Annotated in this window: 17 protein-coding genes; 6 read left to right on the forward strand and 11 right to left on the reverse strand. The window is 56.3% G+C overall.

What is annotated here, in order from left to right; all coding sequences use genetic code 11:
- Positions 1 to 48: 48 nt before the first annotated feature.
- Positions 49 to 2568, reverse strand: coding sequence for an ATP-dependent Clp protease ATP-binding subunit (locus LHF31_RS04145; protein WP_298005308.1), 2520 nt, complete (start codon positions 2566 to 2568; stop codon positions 49 to 51).
- A gap of 342 nt (positions 2569 to 2910) precedes the next feature.
- Here LHF31_RS04145 and rplS point away from each other — a divergent pair, with 342 nt between their 5' ends.
- The 4 genes from rplS (at position 2911) to LHF31_RS04165 (ending at position 5502) form a co-directional block, all read left to right on the forward strand.
- Positions 2911 to 3258 (forward strand): 50S ribosomal protein L19, encoded by a 348-nt coding sequence (gene rplS / locus LHF31_RS04150; RefSeq protein ID WP_298005311.1) that lies wholly within the window; start codon positions 2911 to 2913, stop codon positions 3256 to 3258.
- 110 nt (positions 3259 to 3368) lie between these two features.
- Positions 3369 to 4097 (forward strand): gamma-glutamyl-gamma-aminobutyrate hydrolase family protein, encoded by a 729-nt coding sequence (locus tag LHF31_RS04155; RefSeq protein WP_298005315.1) that lies wholly within the window; start codon positions 3369 to 3371, stop codon positions 4095 to 4097.
- Positions 4098 to 4111: 14 nt separating this feature from the next.
- Complete coding sequence (murI, locus tag LHF31_RS04160) at positions 4112 to 4933, forward strand: glutamate racemase (protein WP_298005317.1); 822 nt, start codon at positions 4112 to 4114, stop codon at positions 4931 to 4933.
- A 17-nt stretch (positions 4934 to 4950) separates the two neighbouring features.
- Complete coding sequence (locus LHF31_RS04165; RefSeq protein WP_298005320.1) at positions 4951 to 5502, forward strand: DUF3090 domain-containing protein; 552 nt, start codon at positions 4951 to 4953, stop codon at positions 5500 to 5502.
- 72 nt (positions 5503 to 5574) lie between these two features.
- Here LHF31_RS04165 and LHF31_RS04170 read toward each other — a convergent pair whose 3' ends face one another.
- Positions 5575 to 5865: a hypothetical protein gene (locus tag LHF31_RS04170; protein ID WP_298005323.1), complete on the reverse strand. Its 291-nt coding sequence runs from the start codon at positions 5863 to 5865 to the stop codon at positions 5575 to 5577.
- Positions 5866 to 6024: 159 nt separating this feature from the next.
- On the opposite strand from LHF31_RS04170, the gene LHF31_RS04175 reads away from it, so the two are divergent.
- Positions 6025 to 6417 (forward strand): DUF4332 domain-containing protein, encoded by a 393-nt coding sequence (locus tag LHF31_RS04175; protein ID WP_298005326.1) that lies wholly within the window; start codon positions 6025 to 6027, stop codon positions 6415 to 6417.
- Positions 6418 to 6668: 251 nt separating this feature from the next.
- Here the strand turns inward: LHF31_RS04175 and LHF31_RS04180 are convergent, their stop codons facing one another.
- The 9 genes from LHF31_RS04180 to LHF31_RS04220 all read right to left on the reverse strand — a co-directional run bounded on the left by LHF31_RS04180 (position 6669) and on the right by LHF31_RS04220 (position 16516).
- A complete protein-coding gene (locus LHF31_RS04180; RefSeq protein ID WP_298005329.1) occupies positions 6669 to 7331 on the reverse strand; it encodes a hypothetical protein in 663 nt (220 codons plus the stop codon).
- Complete coding sequence (locus tag LHF31_RS04185) at positions 7285 to 8751, reverse strand: pyridoxal-phosphate dependent enzyme (RefSeq protein WP_298005331.1); 1467 nt, start codon at positions 8749 to 8751, stop codon at positions 7285 to 7287. Before LHF31_RS04185 ends, LHF31_RS04180 begins: the two co-directional genes overlap by 47 nt.
- Positions 8752 to 8763: 12 nt before the next feature.
- Complete coding sequence (locus LHF31_RS04190; RefSeq protein WP_303773632.1) at positions 8764 to 9714, reverse strand: glycosyltransferase family 2 protein; 951 nt, start codon at positions 9712 to 9714, stop codon at positions 8764 to 8766.
- 114 nt (positions 9715 to 9828) lie between these two features.
- On the reverse strand, positions 9829 to 11088 hold the full coding sequence (gene thrC / locus LHF31_RS04195; RefSeq protein WP_303773633.1) for a threonine synthase: 1260 nt from the start codon (positions 11086 to 11088) through the stop codon (positions 9829 to 9831).
- A 21-nt stretch (positions 11089 to 11109) separates the two neighbouring features.
- The gene (locus LHF31_RS04200; RefSeq protein WP_298007050.1) at positions 11110 to 11511 is read right to left on the reverse strand and encodes a PPOX class F420-dependent oxidoreductase; all 402 of its coding nucleotides are present in this window, start codon (positions 11509 to 11511) and stop codon (positions 11110 to 11112) included.
- A 26-nt stretch (positions 11512 to 11537) separates the two neighbouring features.
- Complete coding sequence (locus tag LHF31_RS04205; protein WP_298007047.1) at positions 11538 to 12506, reverse strand: ABC transporter permease; 969 nt, start codon at positions 12504 to 12506, stop codon at positions 11538 to 11540.
- Position 12507: 1 nt separating this feature from the next.
- Positions 12508 to 13638 carry an ABC transporter permease gene (locus tag LHF31_RS04210; protein WP_298007044.1) on the reverse strand — a complete coding sequence of 377 codons (1131 nt, stop codon included), beginning with the start codon at positions 13636 to 13638 and terminating at the stop codon, positions 12508 to 12510.
- Entirely contained in the window at positions 13631 to 15196 is a 1566-nt protein-coding gene (locus LHF31_RS04215) for an ABC transporter ATP-binding protein (RefSeq protein ID WP_298007040.1), read from the reverse strand. Before LHF31_RS04215 ends, LHF31_RS04210 begins: the two co-directional genes overlap by 8 nt.
- Positions 15197 to 15304: 108 nt before the next feature.
- Positions 15305 to 16516, reverse strand: coding sequence for a BMP family ABC transporter substrate-binding protein (locus LHF31_RS04220; RefSeq protein ID WP_298007038.1), 1212 nt, complete (start codon positions 16514 to 16516; stop codon positions 15305 to 15307).
- 467 nt (positions 16517 to 16983) lie between these two features.
- Here LHF31_RS04220 and LHF31_RS04225 point away from each other — a divergent pair, with 467 nt between their 5' ends.
- A complete protein-coding gene (locus tag LHF31_RS04225; protein ID WP_303773635.1) occupies positions 16984 to 17517 on the forward strand; it encodes a hypothetical protein in 534 nt (177 codons plus the stop codon).

Genomic DNA, 17517 nt, shown 5'->3' on the forward strand with positions numbered 1-17517 from the left:
CACACCCCCGGCAACTCGTCGGGGGTGTGCTGTTTTACGATCGAACCGTTAACTCATGTTCAGGGCTTGTTCAGGCTCCTGAGGACTTTCCTCTGGACGACAGAGGATGATGTCGTTGGTCTCGGGGTCGAGATCCACCAGTACCTCATCGCCGGGATTGAACTCTTTCGCCAGCACCAGATCGGAGAGGCGGTCTTCCACTTTGTTCTGGATGACACGGCGCAGAGGACGGGCACCCATTTCGGGGTCGTAACCCTCTTCTGCCAGTTTCTCCAGCGCGGCTTCGGTCGCCCGCAGGGTGATGCCGTTTTCTTTGAGCCGTTCCGCCACCTTGTTGAGTTCCAGGTTGACAATCTGGCGAATGTGGTCGCGGTTGAGGGCGCGGAAGACGATGACCGAGTCCAGACGGTTGATGAATTCCGGACGGAACACCCGCCGCAGGGAATCGAGCAGTTTCTTGCGCATATCCTCGTAGGCTTCCTGCTCTTCCTTTGTCTGGTCTTTTGCCAGTGGGAAGCCCAGCGAGGTTTGACGTTTGATCATATCCGCGCCGATGTTCGAGGTCATGATGATGATGGCGTTGCGGAAGTCCACCTTGTGCCCTTTGGCATCGGAGAGATGCCCCTCTTCCATGATTTGCAGAAGCATGTTGTGGGCTTCGGGGTGGGCTTTCTCGATTTCGTCGAACACTACAATGGAGTACGGACGGCGGCGGATGGCTTCGGTGAGTTGACCGGCTTCCTCGTAGCCCACGTATCCGGGCGGCGCGCCCACCAGACGACTGACGGTGTGGCGTTCCATGAATTCGCTCATATCCAGCTGGATGAGCGCATCCTCGCTCCCGAACATGAAGCGTGCAAGGGCTTTGGTCAGTTCGGTCTTGCCAACGCCGGTTGGACCGAGGAAGATGAATGAGCCGATGGGGCGGCGCGGGTCTTTCAGACCGGCGCGGGCGCGGCGCACCGCTTTGGCGATGGCGTCAATGGCTTCATCCTGTCCGACGATGTGCTTGCGCAGTTCTTCTTCCATGTGAAGCAATCGCTCGGATTCTTCGGTTGCCATTTGCATGACCGGCACGCCCGTCCACATCGAAACCACCTCGGCAATGTCATCGGCAGTCACTTTGGGGCTGGCGGCACGATCCCAACCGGTGCGCAGACGTTCCAGTTGTTCTTCCAGTTCGGCTTCGCGCTCCAGAAATTCCTGGGCGTCGTCCAGTCGTCCATCTTCAACCGCAAGGGCGTGATTCTGACGCACCTCGCGCAGTTTCTTCATGATTTCGCGGGCAGTTGCGGCGGCAGTGCTTTTGTACATGCGCACTCGCGAGGCAGCCTCATCCACCAGATCGATGGCTTTATCGGGCAGGAACCGATCGGTGACGTAGCGCGCCGAAAGTTTGGCGGCGGCTTCAAGGGCTTCATCGGTGATGGTCAGGCGGTGATGTTCTTCGTATGCCGTCTTGATGCCCTTAAGGATTTCGATGGTTTCCTCAATGGTGGGTTCGTTGACGATGATGGGCTGGAAGCGGCGCTCCAGTGCGGCATCGCTTTCGATGTGCTTGCGGTATTCATCCAGTGTGGTTGCGCCGATGACCTGCAGTTCGCCGCGCGAAAGGGCGGGTTTGAGAATGTTGGCGGCATCCACAGAGGAGCCCGCTGCGCCAGCGCCAACCAGCATGTGCACTTCATCAATGAAGAGAATTGCGCCGGAGGACTTTAACTCGTCAATGACCCGTTTGAGGCGTTCCTCGAATTGACCGCGGTACATGGTGCCCGCCACCAGCGATCCTACATCCAGTTGCAGGACACGCTTGCCCAGCAGAAGTGGTGGCACATCGCCTTCGACGATGCGCTGTGCCAGTCCTTCGACAATAGCGGTCTTGCCCACGCCGGGTTCGCCAATCAGAGCAGGGTTGTTCTTGGATCGGCGCGCCAGAATCTGGATGACGCGCTCAATTTCCATCTGGCGCCCAATGACCGGGTCCAGTTTACCCTCTTCGGCTTTGGCGGTCAGGTCCACTGCCAGTTGATCCACCAGCGGAGTCTTGGGGCGTTCCTTCTCCTGGCGGGAAGAGGCAGGGCGTCCGCCTGTTGGGGCAGTCCCGGCAGGAGCGCCGGTAGGCGCAGAACTGCTTTCCTGCAGGATACGCCGCGTCTGGCGGCGGATTTGCTCGGCTGTGACGCCCAGTTTGCGCAGTACTTCCATGCCCAGCCCGTCGGTGGATCGAACCAGCCCCAGCAAGAGGTGTTCTGTACCGATGTAGTGGTGCCCCATGCGGCGGGCTTCTTCAATGGCGTATTCCAGTACCTGTTGGGTGCCGGGAGCAAGATCAATTTTACCGCCGCGGTAAGTACCGATGCCTCCCAGGCGCTCAACCATTTCGCGCACCCGTTCAGGCTCCAGCCCTAACTCTCGCAGAACCCGACCGGCAATGCCTCCATCTTCTTCAATCAATCCCAACAGTAAGTGCTCTGTATTGATGGTCTCCTGGCGCAGGCGCTCTGCCTCCTGGTGAGCCAGACTGAGCACACGCCGCGCTCTTTGGGTAAAACGTTCCATTCCTGACATAGTGGATCACTCCTCTTTCCTCAACCCCACACCACCTCGAAGGGTTCGAGCGGGGTTTTCCAGACAGACCCGGGAACGGGAGGGAGATCACAAATGAGTTCATTTGCCCCCTCTCCACAGGTTCCCGTAAGATTGCAACTTTCCTGCTCTGATTCTACCATCAACCAAAGGTTTGTCGAGTCACCTGTTTGAGCGATATAATCTTTCCTCAAGAGGGAAGACAAGGAGAAAAACTGGCTGAAAAAAACCTTTACCTGCTGTCGTTCCCATGATATAATCCCGCCTTGCGCCTACGAGCGGCAATGGAATGAGCCATTATAACCATGGAAGGATTATTAAACCATGAGCGAGCAAATTTTGAAAGCAATTGAACCTCAGCCCAATCCGAATGTTCCGCCCCTGCGTCCCGGGGATGTGGTGAGCGTGCATGTGAAAATCAAAGAAGGCAACCGCGAACGTGTACAGGAATTTAAGGGCACCGTCCTGTTCACCAAGAACGCGGGTGCTGGCTCCACCTTCACCGTGCGCCGCATTGCGTCCAACGGCATTGGCGTAGAACGCACCTTCCTCACTTACTCGCCCCGCATTGAGAAGGTCGTGGTGGAACGTCACAGCAAGGTGCGCCGCGCTCGTCTGTTCTACCTGCGCAACCGCACGGGCAAGAGCGCGCGCCTCAAACAGCGTTTCTAAGAATCTTTGTGGTGTAAACTTAAGGTGCAGTCTGCTACGGCTGCACCTTTTTGTGTTTGCCAGAACCTCTGACTGTTTGTAATTTTTTGCCGTCCTGGAGGAAAAAGAAGATGACCCTGCCCCTTATTGGAATTACTGCCAGCCGAAAGGAAGGAGAAGCGGGACAGACCCACTGGTATGCTACTCCCTTCTCGTATATTCAGGCTGTTCAACGTGCCGGAGGAATTCCGGTGTTGATTCCGCCCGTGTTCTCCCGCGAGCAGATTCCTGCCTTGCTGGAGCGCCTTGATGGGGTATTGATCACCGGCGGCGGCGACCTCGACCCTGCTCTCTATCAGGGAGAGGAGCATCCGCGGGTTTATGGCATTGAACCCGAACGCGATTCGATGGAAATCCATCTTGTGCGCGTGGCGCTGGAGGCATCCATGCCTCTGCTGGGCATTTGCCGCGGGGTGCAGGTGATGAATGTGGCGCTGGGCGGCACCCTCTACACAGACCTCGCTGATCAAATGCCCGGCGCGCTCAAACATGATTACTTCCCCGGTTATCCCCGTAATACCCTGGCGCATGCCGTTCAGGTACATCCCCAGAGCCTGCTGGCGCGGGTGCTGGGGGGCACGCAGTTCGAGGTTAACAGTCTGCACCATCAGGGCATTCGATCGGTAGCGCCCTCTTTGCGGGTGACGGCGCACGCTCCGGACGGTCTGGTTGAAGGGGTGGAAGTGGAGGGACATCCCTTTGCAGTGGGGGTGCAATGGCACCCGGAATGGTTGCAGGAATACGCTCCTCAACAGGCGCTGTTCTCTGCTTTTGTGCAGTCTGCTGTCCGTCAGAAATAAGATACAATACGGCTATGATTGGCGTGTTCGATTCAGGTGTGGGCGGGCTTTCGGTCCTGCGGGCAATTCGTACCCTCATTCCCGCTCAGCCGGTCATCTATCTGGCAGATCAGGCGCATGTGCCTTATGGACCGCGTCCTCTGGATGAGGTGCGCGAATTTTCCCGCGCCATCAGCCAGTTCCTGATTCAGCAAGGCGCACAGGTGATTGTGGTGGCTTGCAACACGGCTTCAGCGGCGGCGCTGTACCATTTGCGGCAAACCTTCCCGGAGACGCCATTTGTGGGCATGGAACCGGCGGTCAAGCCCGCCGCCGAGAGCACCCAGTCGGGCGTGGTGGGGGTGCTGGCAACCCCGGCAACCTTTCAGGGGGCGCTGTACGCTTCGGTGGTGGAGCGGTTCGCTCATGGGGTGACTCTTCTGCAGGATACCTGCTCAGGGCTGGTTCAGCAAATTGAAGCAGGCAACCTGAATGGAGAAGACACCCGCCGTATTCTGGAAAATGCCCTGCTCCCTATGCTGGCGCGCGGCATGGATACGGTGGTGATGGGCTGTACCCATTATCCCTTTGTAATTCCACTTATTCAGCAGATTGTCGGCGAGGCGGTGCGGGTGATTGACCCTGCCCCCGCGGTGGCGCGGCAGACTCTCCGTGTGTTGGAAGCGCATGGCTGGCTTGCAGAGGGGGATGCGCCGGCACCGGTGCGGTTCCTGACTACTGGAGATGGAGAGGCTTTTCGGAGGATGATTGTACGGTTGCTCGGGAAGGTCTTTCCCAATCCTCAGGTAGAGGTCATACAGTGGGATGAGCAGATTCATCCGGAACTGGTATACTAACAAAGAGGAGTCATCTTATGCCGCGTTTTGAACTGGACCTGAACCCGGTGGATCACATTACCACCGATGCTATTGGACAACCCGGCAAGCGGGTATTTTACATTCAAGGGGTGCAAGGCGATCAGGTTGTGACGCTGATCGTGGAAAAAATTCAAATCCAGACGCTTGCTCTTGGGGTAGAGGAATTTTTACAGGAAATTGCCAACCGGTTTCCTCACCTGAGCGCTCCCGCTGCAGAGTTTGACGAATCTAAAATGCGCATTTCTCCACCGGTGGATCCGCTCTTTCGGGTGGGCGAACTGGCACTGGCATACGATGCTGACAATGACCGGGTGATTTTGATTGCCCGAGAACTGGTGGCAGAAGAAGAAATGGGAGAAGACCCCGCCTCGATGGAGGAACGCGCCGCGGTGGTGCGTTTCTGGTGCACCCGATCGCAAATTCATGCCATGGCGCGCTGGGGATTAGAGGTGGCGGCGCGCGGACGTCCAATTTGTCCGTATTGCGGTCAGCCCATGGATCCCGAAGGACACTTCTGTCCCAAACGCAACGGGCACAAGAAGCATTGATGTTCAGAGTTAAAAAGAAACGCCCGCATCCAGACAGGGTGCGGGCGTTTGGGTTTAAGTAGACCAGAAGGGCTATTTGCTGGAACCCAGCGTCAACCCCTGGATGAAGTAGCGCTGCAGGAAGACAAAAACGATCAGGGTGGGGATAGTTGCCAGTAAAGCCCCCGCGGTGATGACGGGCCAGTCGGTGTTGTACTGTCCCCGCAGGGTTGCCAGTCCAGCCGTCACCGGGCGGAGGGTATCGGCACGGAGCAGGATAATTGCCCAGAGATAATCGTTAAACACCCGGGTGAATTCCAGGGTTGCCAGAGTGTGGCAACGGACACAGTCCAGATGAGCGGGGCAGGGACTTTTCCAAACCATGGCATGAAAATGAACTCAGCAAGATGGTCCCAGGGATGGGGGTAAAGAGATTGGCGGTGGAATAATTGCACATTGTACGGGAAGGGGGCATTTTCATCGAAAAGCCAGAACTACTGGAAAAAAGCCCCGGATTTTTCTATAATATAAATGGAGGTGTGCATGCAACAAAGACGTGCTGGGGTGGCATGGTGGTTTGTGATCCCGCTGATGGCGTTACTGGCAGGCTTGTTTGCCCTCTTGCTGGTAGAGCGCCGCAAACGGGTTCATCAACAGGGTCCCGCGGTTTCTCCGCCTGCCCCGCGCATTGTCCTCCCCCCGGAAGAGGATGCCCCTCTCCCCGCTGACGACCTGACGGTCATCCGGGGCATTGGACCCAAAACTGCCAGCGTGCTGGCTCAAGCCGGCATCCGCACTTTTGCCCAACTGGCGCAATCTTCGCCGGATGTTTTGCGGGACCTGCTGAGCCAGTCCGGATTACGCCTTCCCAACGCCAATCCGGAAGACTGGATTGCTCAGGCGCAGGTGCGGCTGGAGGGAAAAGCGGCACCTTAAAACCGGACGAGAATTGCGGGACTGTTCGTTCATCAAGCGTCATCGCAGGTCGAGCCTTTTAGACATACGGAGGTGAGAGATGAACGCTGGTAACGACATCCTCGGTTTGGTCGCTGTGCTTGCCGGTATTGTGCTTCTGCTGGTGTTTGCCTGGTGGCAGAGCCGCACACCGCTTCAGAAGAAATGAAGCCAGTACCGCTCCATCACCAGCCTTCCCGCAGGAAACCCTGCGGGAAGGCGTTTTTCTAGGGCTACTCTTCGGGCATCCATCCACCCAGCAGTGCCAGCAGAAGCGGGTCAAGCGGTATTTCAGGAAGGTCTCCGGTACGGTAACTACCTCCCTGGAGGGCGCGTTCGCGCAGGGAACGCCACAGCACCTGCCGTTCTTCTTCGTTCCGAACGGTCAGGTCGGCAAGTGTGCGCGCGCGCAACAGGCGTTCTCCGGTGGTGTACAGGAAGGTGATGCGCTTCCAGCGTCCCGCAAGGATAGGTGCTGGCAGGCGCTCCAGCGCGCCAATCTGGATCTTGTAGTATTCCTCATGCGCGCGGGGGTGTTCGGGTTCATCGCGCAGCAGGGCGGCGCGGGTGGTGAGTTCGTGACCCAGCACCCGCGCAATGGACTCAATGCGCCAGCGGTGATCTTCTCCAAACGCCGCTCCCTGATAAAATGCCAGATAGTCCACTTCGATGATTTTGGGAGCATGGCGCAGGGGGATGCGGTACCAGCCCAGCACACGGGCAATTTCCCAATCGCGCGGCGCGGGCAGGTAAACGACCAGAATTAAATCGGTATCAACCGGCGGCATAGGATTTTGAAGAAGAAACGTGCGCCGTTCAGCAGAGCGGCGCACGTAAAACCCGGAACCTTTACAGCAAGCCCACCATACGGTTGAAGGCTTCAATTTTGGCGTCAATTTCGCCAACCTGGCGCTGAATATCTGTCCAGTAATTGGGGTCGTACCACTGTGCCTGAATTTCCTCGTAGGTTTTGCCCTGCTGTTCAACCCAGGTGTAGTACTTGAGGTTGTGAATGCGCTTGCGCTCGGCGTATGAGAGTTCAAGCAGCGCATCGGTGCGCACGCCGTGCAGGGCGCCGGCAAAGGCTTCAGCGGCGTCGGCGGGAGTAAACTCGCCGAATTGCTCGCGGTATTCTTCAATGCGCGTGTTGTACAGTTCCATCGAGTCGGTCAGTACCGTCAGGACAACATCGTTGCCGGTCAGTTCATAGTATTTGGCAAACTTGATTGCCGACAGGACATTGGCAATGCCGGAGAATCCCAGCAGGTCCAGTTGTTCGATGATTTCCACCGGAACGCCCTTGCGTTGCAGATATTCCTGCCCTGCCGGCTCGTTGAACAGGCGCATGATTTTGACCACGTCATTATCATCAATGGCAACCACGATGTCCGTGTTCTTGATGTTGTGAATCCACGGTACGTGCTTGTCGCCAATGCCTTCGATGCGGTGCGCGCCAAAGCCGTTTTGCAAAAGGGTGGGGCACTGCAGGGCTTCTGAGGCGATGATCTTGCTGGTGGGGTACAACTGTTTCAGGTAATCGCCGCTGGCAATCGTCCCTGCTGAACCGGTGGTCAACGCCACGCCGCGATAGGCATCGTTTGAACCTAAGGCGCTGTGCAGGACTTCTTCCATGGCGTGACCGGTGACCTCGTAATGCCACAGGTAATTGCCAAATTCGTCAAATTGATTGAAAATCATCAGGTCTTCACCCGAGCGGCGCAGTTCCCAGCATTTATCGAAAATTTCTTTGACGTTGGACTCGCTTCCCGGGGTGGCAATGACCTCACCGGCGATGCGGGAAAGCCATTCAAAGCGCTCGCGGCTCATTCCTTCCGGCAGGATGGCAATGGACTGGCATCCCAGAAGAGCCGAGTCATACGCGCCGCCGCGGCAGTAATTACCGGTGGAGGGCCAGACGGCTTTTTGCGTGGTGGGGTCAAACTGTCCGGTGACCAGCCGCGGCACCAGACAGCCAAACGCGGCGCCGACCTTGTGTGCTCCTGTGGGGAACCACTTGCCCACCAGTGCAATGATGCGCGCAGGCACGCCGGTCAGGCTGGAGGGAAACTCGATGAAATTCACCCCGCCATACAGTCCGCCAAAGGGTTTGGGTTCATTTTTCCAGGTGATGCGGAAGAGGTTGACGGGGGTCACGTCCCACAATCCGGTTTGCTTCAACTGCTCACGGATTTTCTCCGGAATGCGGGTGGGATCTTTCATTTGCGCAAAGGTAGGAATGATGATGCCGCGTTCGCGGGCGCGCTGGACGGCGCGCTCCAGTCGGTCGGGGTGGACAGTCAAATCAATGGTTGCCATGATTTTCCTTTCTCATTTTTGAGGTTGGGAAGAGTCGTTTTCGGGCGCTTCGCGCACAATGTACAGGGGTCTGCCTTTGACCTCATCATAGATTCGCCCGATGTATTCACCTAAAATGCCCAGACAAATTAACTGCACGCCGCCCAGGAAAAGCACGCTGACCAGTGTGGTTGCCTGCCCGAAGAAGGCTTGATTGCCGATCAACCGCTCAATGACGACGATGGGGATGAAAATCAGCGCCAGCCCTGCGGCAATGAAGCCCAGATAGGTGGCTACCTGCAGGGGAAAGTACGAAAAACCGGTGATGGCAGTAAGCGCCAGCCGGAGCATTTTCTTGAAAGGATACTTGGTGCTTCCGGCAAAGCGCGCGGCGCGTTTGTACGGCACGCCAATTTGTCGAAAGCCCACCCATGCTGCCATACCCCGCAGGAAGCGGTGTCTTTCGCGCATGGTTTTCAGTACATTCACCACCTTGCGGTCGAGCAGGCGGAAGTCGCCCGTGTCCATGGGAATTTTGACATCGGTGATGCGGAAGATAAGGCGGTAGAACAGCGAGGCGGTGAAGAGTTTAAACCACGATTCGCCCTCGCGTTCGGTGCGCACGGCATAGACCACCTCGTACCCTTCCCGCCAGCGTGCCACCAGGTCGGGAATGACCTCCGGCGGATCTTGCAGGTCGGCGTCAATGATCACCACGGCATCACCGCGGGCGTAATCCAATCCGGCGGTCACGGCAATTTGATGCCCGAAGTTGCGCGCAAAGATGACCGGACGGATATGCTCATCCTGCTCTGCCAGCCGGCGAATCAGTTCAGTGGAGCCGTCCGAAGAGCCGTCGTCCACCAGAATCAGTTCCCACGGCTCGCCCAGACCGTTCATCACCGCGCTCACCCGCCGGTGCAGTTCAGGAAGGGAATCATGTTCATTGTAAATGGGGGCTATGATTGAGAAAACGGGTTTCATAGTCACTTCCTGCAAGAATTATAACGCACTCTACCAGTTGACTGACAATTCCGTACACGTCATTTGTCATCCAAAACCCCTGCGGGTTATCCATTCCCGCAGGGGTCCGTGACATTAGACAGGGTTTTGGCTCAGTAAGCGCTTAAGGGCATCCAGAGAGGGTTCGATGATGGGCGCTTCCGGCACCGCTCGCATGGCAGAGCGCACATCTTTCAAGCCGGATCCGGTGTTGATGACCACCACCGGATCGTCTGGATAAATTTGCCCGTTCTTCAGGGCTTCCAGCAGACCGGCGTAAGCCGTCGCGCCTGCCGGCTCTGCAAAGATGCCCGCCTTACCCAGTGCGGCGATGGCTTGCAAAATGGCATCATCGGAGACGAGAATGTACGCTCCACCGGTTTGACGGGCGGCACGCACCGCGCGCACGCCATCGCGCGGCAAATCCACCGAGATGCTGTCGGCAAGGGTACTGGCTTGCACGGGAATGATTTCTTCTGTTCCGGCAAAGTAGGCGTTGGCAACTGCCGCCGATCCGGTGCTTTGCACGCCGAACAGGCGTGGCATGGTGTCCAGCCAGCCCAGTTCCTGCAAGTCCTTAAAGCCCTTGTGAATGCCGGAGATGATGTTGCCATCGCCCACGGAGACGAACACGCACAGGGGGCGCTTCAGCCGGTTGGGCAGGATGACCTGCTCGAAGATTTCCAGCGCGGCAGTCTTCTTGCCCTCGACGGTGAAGGGGTTATAGCCGGTATTGCGGCAGTACCAGCCAAACTCCTGCGCGGCTTGCACGGTCAGGTCAAAGGCATGGTCGTAATTGCCATCCACCAGAATGACCTGCGCGCCAAAAACCAGCAACTGGGCAATTTTCGCCGGCGGCGCCGTGCGCGGTGCAAAAATCACCGCGCGATGTCCTACCGCTGCCGCCATGCCTGCCAGCGCCGCGCCAGCGTTCCCGGTTGAGGCCGTTACCACCACTTCGGCACCCATCTGCCGGGCGCGTGCCACCACTACAGCGCTGGCGCGATCTTTGAAGGAAGCGGTAGGGTTTTTGCCTTCATCCTTCACCCACAGGGCTGGCAGACCGGTTTCGGCTTGCAGGGCTGGTGGGGAATAAAGCGGCGTCCAGCCAGCAGTGCGAAGAGGCGTGCCCCATCCGTTGGGGTCGTTTACCGGCAACAGGGGCAGGTATCGCCACAGAGAAGGATCTGCCTGCGCGGCAATTTGCCGGGGAGAGACCTGTTGCCGGATCGCGGAGTAATCCAGCACGATATCCAGATTGCCCCCGTCGTGAGGGCAGGTGTAAAGCCAGTCCTGCGGGGCAAAATCTGCCCCGCAGAGACTGCAACGATATCCTTGAAAGGTTGCCCGCGTCATTCGATTCCTTTCGATGAAAGATTATCCCATCCCCTGAACGCGTTCGGGAAGCACCCGGTAAGTGACCCGCACCTCGCCTTCGCCAATTTTGAAATAGCGGTGACCATGGTATTTCTCGCACAGATCACGAATCTGCTCCACGGCGTTGCTTTCGTCTTCATCCACCACCTGACCGCTGACTTGCAGATACCGGTAGGGGTTATCGGGATCCTGGATGACAAAAGCCACTTTGGGATGACGGCGCAAGATGCGGTCTTTGACTCTGCCGCGGGCGGTGTTAAAGATGAAATGGGTGCCATCGTAGTCAAACCAGATGGGGGTTACCTGCGGCGAACCATCTTTCTTCACCAGCGCCAGATATGCCATGGCTTTTTTCTCACGGGAGACTAAATCGGCGAAATCAGGGGGAATTTTATTGTCCATGGGAGTCACCTCTGGCTAATTTTACCTTATACGCCGCGTTCGCCGCGGATATAGGGAATGCCGAGCGCGGTAGGCGCACCCAGACGACGGCGGATGGCTTCGCGCGAACCAATCACCAGTACGATGATGGTGAAGGCATACGGGAGCATTTCGAGGAAAAATCCCCAGTACGGGTTGTAATAGAAGGGGTTGCGCAAACCAAACAGCATCATGGGCGCCTGAATATCCAGCACCAGACGGCGCAGTGCCCCGAATGCATATGAGCCAAAAGCGGCGCGGAGCGGATCCCATTGAGCGAAGATCACCAGACCGATGGCAATCCAGCCCTGTCCGGCGGTCGTCAGTTCGCTGAACCAGCCCGGAGCAATTGCCAGACTGATGGTCGCACCAGCCAGTCCGGCAAACATTCCGCCCACGAAGACATACAGATAGCGCAGGGCAAACACGTTCACCCCCAGCGAATCTGCCGCCGCGGGGTACTCGCCCACCGCGCGCAAATGCAAACCCGGGCGGGTATAGTTAATGTAGTACCATGCCAGCGGGACAATTACATAGCCCACATAAACAAGCAGTTTCTGGTTGGTGAAAAAAATCGGTCCCAGGATGGGAATCTGGCTCAGCACCGGCACGGTAAAGGAAGGAATCAGAGTGATTGTGCCGGCTTTGCTCAACCCTTCGCCCAGCACCAGACTTAACCCTGTGGCAAGAAAGCCCAGCGAAAGTCCGCTGACCACCTGATCTGCCTGCAGGGTAATGGAGATAAAGGCGTGAATCTGGCTGATCAATCCTGCCGCCAGCATGGCAACCAGCAATCCCAGCCAGGGATTTCCGGTGCGGGTGGCAATGCTGAAGGCGCTCATGGCGCCGAGTAACATCATCCCTTCCACGCCCAGGTTCATCACTCCCGAGCGTTCGGCAAAGATTTCGCCCAGGGTGGCAAATAAAAGGATCGTTCCAGTGGCAACCCCTGCCTGTAAAACGATGATGAGGTCCATGCTATGCTTCTCCTTTGCGGCGAATGCGAATTTTATTGCGCATTAAGAAATCGCTGGCAATCAGGCATACCAGGATGATGCCCTGAATCATCTTGGGTATCCCTGACGGCTGAATCTCCCGACCGGCAAGGATAAGCGCCCCAAAGAAAATGGCAACCGGGATGACGGCAAAGGGGTTGAGTTTTGCCAGCCATGCCACGATGATGCCAGTGTAGCCGTACCCGGGGGAAATTGCCCCCTGCAGGCGGTGAACGACGCCGCTGATTTCCGACATCCCAGCCAGCCCCGCCAGCGCGCCCGAAAGCATCATGACCAGCACGGTATTGCGGGCAATGGGGATGCCGGCGTATCTGGCGGTTGGGGGGTTGTCGCCCACCACGCGGATTTCGTACCCCCACTGACTGCGGTACAGAATCAGCCATACCACTATCGCGGCAAGGATTGCCAGAACCAGACCAAAATGGACGGTCAGACCGCCAAAAGCGGGGACGCGGTCGGCAAAATCGGTCAGCCGGGGGAGCCAGGCGTTGCGCGGGAACATTCTGGACATCTGGAAACCGCCCTCGGTCCATACGGCATAAATCCAGTAGTTGTTCCACGAGACGGCAATGTAGTTCAGCATCAGTGTGGAAATGACCTCGTTGACGTTGAATTTTGCCTTCAGGTAGCCAGGAATAAAGCCCCAGATGGCGCCTGCCGCCATGCCAAAGATCAACATGGTGAGGATAAACAGCCACTGTGGTGAATCGGAGGGCAGGATTGGGGTAAGCACGACTGCACTGGCGCCAAACGCCCCCAGAAAGAACTGTCCCTCGGCGCCAATGTTCCAGATGCGCATACGGAAGGCAATTGTGCAGGCAAGCCCGACGATCATCAGCGGAATGGCTTTGACCAGCGTATCGGAAAGCACCCCAATGCTCCCGAAGGATGCCCGCGCAATGTGACTATAAGCCGCCCATGGGTTTCCTCCAGCAAAGGCGATGACCAGCGCGCCAATCAAAAGCGCAAAGATGATCAGTCCAATGGTGAGCGCCCACGAAAACCAGGCGGGGGGCGGGGTCAGGCGCGGTTCCACTTCCACGGTGAAAGGTAGCCAGTTCGATTTCCGTTGATTGAGGGTTGATTCACTCATGATGTGCCTCCTGCGAAACGGGGGCGTTCTCCAGACGGGTTCCGGTCATCATCAAACCAATGGCTTCGATGTTGCCATCGGTGACCTCTCCCATGATTTGCCCTTCATAGATTCCCAGAATGCGGTCGCTCAAATCAATTAACTCCTCCAGTTCCTCCGATATGAGCAGAATCGCAGCACCTGCTTCCCGTTGCGCCAGAAGAAGCCGATGCACCCCCTCGATTGCGCCCACATCCAGCCCCCGGGTGGGCTGGACGGCAATGAGCAGTTGCGGTTGTGCCGAAATTTCCCGCGCCAGAATAACCCGTTGCAGGTTCCCGCCCGAAAGCAGGCGCACGGGCGTTTCCACGGTGGGAACGAGGATTTCAAAGCCCTTTTTCAGGTCTTCGGCGTACCCCGTAGCGGCGACATGGTTCAGCATCCATCCACTGGCGATGGGTGGTTCTTTATATTTTTTAAGGATGACGTTATCGGTCACGCTCAGGTTCGGGGCGGTGCCGACGTGGTTGCGGTCTTCGGGGATGTGCGCCACCCCTTTGCGAATGCCCTTGCTCACATTGCAGTTGGTGATTTCCTCACCGCCAACCCAGACATGACCCTTTTCGGCTTTGCGCATGCAGGTGATGACTTCTGCCAGTTCTCGCTGACCGTTGCCCGCCACCCCTGCCAGACCGACAATTTCCCCGCGGCGCACCTCAAAACTCACCCCGCGCAGGGCAGGCAAGCCGCGGTCGTTGAGGGCATGCAGGTTCTCTACCTTGAGAACCACCTCACCGGGCTGAACAGGTTTTTTCTGAATGTTGAAGACCACCTCTCGTCCCACCATCAGGCGCGCCAGTTCAGCGCGGGAAACCCCTGCCAGCGGGAGTCCGGCGGCGGTCACTTTGCCGCGGCGCAAAACCGTCACCCGGTCGGCAATGCTGGTCACCTCATTCAACTTATGGCTGATGAAGATGATGGATTTGCCCTCTTCGCGCATGCGCCGCAGGGTGTGGAACAATTCTTCCACTTCAGCAGGAGCAAGTACGGCGGTTGGCTCGTCCATGATGAGAATCTCCGCTCCGCGGTAAAGCATTTTGAGAATTTCCACCCGCTGTTGCTCCCCAACCGAGAGTTGCCAGATGCGGGCTTTGGGGTCCACCTTCATGCCAAAGCGTTCTCCCAGTGCGCTGATCTGCTCATCGTAGTAAGGCAGGCGCAAACGGAAACGCGGCTCTTCCAGTCCAAGCAGAATATTTTCGGTGACTGTCATGGATGGAACCAGCATGAAGTGCTGATGAATCATCCCGATCCCGGCATGAATGGCGTCGCGGGGTGAGTTAAAGTGGCATATTTTCCCGTTGACAACAATCGTACCGGCATCAGGATGATACAGCCCTGCCAGAATATTCATCAGGGTGCTTTTCCCTGCCCCGTTCTCCCCCAGCAGGGCGTGGATTTCTCCCTTCAACAGGGTGAAGTCCACATGATCATTGGCGAGCACACCCGGAAAGTGCTTGACAATGCCGCTCATCTGCACGGCAATCGGTTTTTCCTGAGAGTTTTGTACTGCCTCCATGAGCCCTCGTCGGTTTTGCTAATAAGATGTTCGCAGGATGTGCCTTCCGGCACACCCTGCGAACTTTACCGGTTTACATGAAGAATGGCAAAGAACCCAGCATCGGCATTATTGAGTCTGCGGCAATTCAGCGGTAATGCCTTCAGCCCACCATTTCATGCAGTACTTGCAGCCCAAACCCATCTCGGGGAACTGGTCCAGATCAATCTGCTGGAGCGTTTCCCCTTCGGGCACAATCAGTTTGCCAGTATTGTCCCTGATGGGACCTTTGAAAACATCGAAGCGGTTGAACTCGCCCTTGAGCGCTTTGGCGACCAATTCCTTCACTTCATTTACCACTTCTGGTGGCAGTTCGGCAACCCCCTTGGGAAGGGTCTGCCCTTCCATGAAGCCATACAACCCCAGACCGCCCGAGTCAGCATCGAAGTAATCCCAGCCGGGTTTGTAGGTCTTGTCAATCACACCCTGGGTGATCTTGGCGTACACGGGACCCCAGTTCCAGTACGGCGCAGTGAGGCAGCGCTCGGCTTTGCAGGATCCTACCCAGTCATAGGTGACGCCCCATTTGCCCTTCTCGGTGGCAACATCCGCAACGGCGGGAGTATCTGCACCGGTGAAGACTACCTGAGCACCGGCATCGAAGAGCGAAGCGGCGGCTTCCTTCTCTTTCACCGGGTCATGCCAGGTGTTGAGCCAGCGCACGTCCATGGTGCATTCGGGGCAGGTCTTGCGCATGCCCAGCGCCATAGCGTTGCCCAGGCGCAGTTCTTCCGGAATGGGGAAGGTTGCCATATAGCCCAGTTTGGGGTTGCCGTCCATCTTGGCACGCGCGCCTCCCAGCATCCCTGCCAGGTACTTCATGGTTTCCATGGCGCCAAACAGGTTGCCAAAGTTCTTTTCATTGGACTTGTACCCCGAAATGTGAATGTAGGTGATGTTGGGGAATTCGCTGGCAACGGTTTCCATTGGATCCATGAAGCCAAAGGACGTTCCGAAGATCAGGTTGAAGCCCTTGCGGGAGAGGGCGCGGAAGACCTGTTCGGAGTCGGCGCCTTCGGGCACGTTTTCAATGTAGGCAACGTGCACATTGGGCACGTTCTTTTCTACATAGAGCAAGCCCTCATAATGCGCCTGAGACCAGCCGCCATCATCGTGCGGACCGATCAGCACCATGGCAACGTTGAACTTGCCTTTTTGAATTTCAGGAATCTGGAAGTTTCCTACTTTTTCCGGAGTAGCCGCCGAGGGCTGACAGGCACCCAACAGCATGGCTACAAAGACCAGTAGCGCCACTGCGCGCAACAGAACACGGTTTTTCATAAACGATCTCCTCCTTCGAACGAACAGTACAAATGGATTGAAAAGGTTGGGAAGGGAAAAACAAAAACTAAATTGCCGCCACTCACCTCCTTCTTTCTTAGAGTAGGGCTACTGATGATGCTTGTACAGCAAGTTGTCTATACAATAGCCGTTGGCACTATTTTACTGGAATCTGTTTTTATTGTACAACGAATTTGAGGGAAAAATTCTAGTGATAATTGTCATGAGATTGGGGTATGGAAAAAACAAATGATGTCAGACATTCCCTGCCGCCCACTGAAGAACGGGAAACTGCTTCCATATCAAATTCAGAAAAGTCGTTTTTCTCAACCTGATATACATAAAAAGATAATATGAGTATAATTACTACTGATAATTATATTTTCAGGAGGTGAACGCAATTTTTAATCCTGTTGGAAATTTTTCTCCGTCTTTTGTATCAGGTTGAAAAAGAAAAAGAGGAAATCATGAAATCTTCGGTTAAGACTGTTTTTTTAATTGCCCTGTTAGGGATGGCTCTGGTCATCTCGTGGAATGCCGCAAATGCGCAGAGAAATGAAGCGCCTCCCGCCCCGCAATCCGAAATGCAGGATGGGAATACCCGCACGCTGGACTCTGTTCAACCGCAAGGGCTGATCGGCTTTATCACCACCAGCAACCCCTATTGCTACCAGCCTGATGTGACCCGCAACGAATGCGTGATCAACTTTCGTTACACGCAGGCAAATCAAGATGGAAATTCCCCCTACCTGAAGAACCTTCAATTTTCCATTGATGGCAAGATTCGCTACTACAGCGGAATGTTTTTTGAAAACAGCAATACCTACGATTATGCCATGGTGCCTCAGGGTTTTAAGGTGCTCTGTGGTTCTCCCAATGAAAGCGGGTTGGGCAATGACTATGGAAAATCCTATTCTGTGGTCATAAGTGCTATCAGCACCACAGGCACTCAAATGGGCGCCAATTTCTTTAGCGTGGCATGCCCGGCATATGCTCCATGA

The organism is Anaerolinea thermophila, assembly GCF_020723905.1.
GTDB lineage: Bacteria > Chloroflexota > Anaerolineae > Anaerolineales > Anaerolineaceae > Anaerolinea > Anaerolinea thermophila_A.